The organism is Mesorhizobium sp. M7A.F.Ca.CA.003.01.2.1, from assembly GCF_003998945.1.
Classification (GTDB): Bacteria; Pseudomonadota; Alphaproteobacteria; order Rhizobiales; family Rhizobiaceae; genus Mesorhizobium; species Mesorhizobium ciceri.
Map to the genome: position 1 here is coordinate 1 of NZ_RZRA01001106.1, position 1651 is coordinate 1651.

Below are 1651 nucleotides of genomic sequence, written 5' to 3' on the forward strand. Positions count from 1 at the left end.
CTATCGCGACAAGCCTGCGTCGTGGTTCACCGCGCGTGACGACATCAAGGCGATCATCGCACAGCGGATCGCCACCAAGACGATCGACGAGTGGCTTGATATCCTCGAGCCGGCCGACATCTGGTGCGCCAAAGTGCTGACCTGGCCGGAGATGCTGGCGAGCGAAGGGTTCCATTCCCTCGGCATGCTGCAGACTGTGACGCGCGAGGACGATGTCTCGATCCTCACCACCAGTTCGCCGCTCCGGGTCGATGGCATAAGAGCCAAGGCCGATCGGGCGGCGCCCCGCATCGGCGAGCACAGTGCCGCCATCCGCGCGGAGTTCGGCCTGTGAGTTCGCCCAAGCTCAAAGGCATGACCTGGAGCCATCCGCGTGGCTATGATCCGATGGTCGCCTGCTCGGCGCTGTGGCAGCAGAAGACCGGTATTGCCATCGAATGGGACAAGCGCTCGCTGCAGGACTTCGAATCCTTCCCGGTCGAAGAACTGGCGCGCGCCTATGACCTCATCGTCATCGACCATCCGCATGTCGGCCAGATCACGGCCGAAGGCTGCCTGGAGCCGCTGGATGTCGCCGGACGCGAGGCGGAACGCACGGCCCTTGCCTCGGGCAGCATCGGCCAGTCCTATCCGAGCTACAACTGGCAAGGACGGCAATGGGCTTTCCCGATCGATGCGGCAACGCAGGTCCAGGCATGGCGTCCGGATGCGATCGGTGCGCCACCGGCGCGCTGGAGCGAGGTGCTCGATCTCGCCCGGCAAGGCCGCGTGCTGCTGCCGCTGCGGCCGCCTCACGTGTTGATGGTGTTCTACACGCTTGCCGGGAATCTCGGGCATGCCTGCACGACCGATCCATCCGACGATCTGATCGATGTGGAGATCGGTAGCCAAGTCTTCGAGGCAATGCGCGAGATCGCAGCGCTGGTCGATCCCGCGTGTTTCGAGATGGACCCGATTGCCGTCTCCGAACGTATGGCGGAGGCCGGTTCCAGGTTCGTCTGCGCGCCACTGATCTATGGTTACGTTTCCTATGCGACGGCTGGCTTTCGGGCGAACCGGCTGGCCTTTGCCGATGTTCCGGTCATCGGTTCCGGCGGCCCGGTCGGTTCGGCGCTTGGCGGCACCGGCATAGCCGTATCAGCCTTTTCCAAAGCCAGGGATGCCGCGATCGACTTCGCCTATTGGGTCGCGAGCGGCGATGTCCAGCGTGGCGCCTATGCCGCCGCCGGCGGCCAGCCCGGCCATGCAGCGGCCTGGGAGGACCAGGCTGTCAATGAAGCGACCGGCGACTTCTATCGGGATACGCGCGCGACGCTGGAGGGTGCATGGGTGCGGCCGCGCCACGACGGCTACATGACTTTCCAGCAAGCAGCATCCGAACGCATCCTTTCCGGCATGACCTCCCGGCATCAAGCCCGACAGGTTGTTGCCGATCTCAATCGCCTGTTTCGGGAGAGTTCCCCGGTGCAGGTGTCCGGCGCTGCCGGTGGAGGAGCCTGAACCAAACCGAACGGAGGAGAACGAGATGACAGGAATGATCCGCGGCCTGCTGGCCGCAACCGCGCTTGCCTCGCTTGCAACGACCGCCTTTGCGCAGGATGTGCAAGGCGTCATCGGCGGGCTGCCGACCGAACTCAAGGCGCAATATGAC

At 64.6% G+C, this 1651-nt stretch carries 2 protein-coding genes; both read left to right on the forward strand.

Translation table 11 applies throughout. The annotated features are described in order from the left end of the window. A partial coding sequence (locus tag EN969_RS30195; protein WP_206525269.1) for a CoA transferase occupies nt 1-334 on the forward strand: 334 nt, incomplete at its 5' end. After that, the gene (locus tag EN969_RS30200; RefSeq protein ID WP_063167546.1) at nt 331-1500 is read left to right on the forward strand and encodes an extracellular solute-binding protein; all 1170 of its coding nucleotides are present in this window, start codon (nt 331-333) and stop codon (nt 1498-1500) included. The genes EN969_RS30195 and EN969_RS30200, both read left to right, overlap by 4 nt. Nucleotides 1501-1651: the final 151 nt, after the last annotated feature.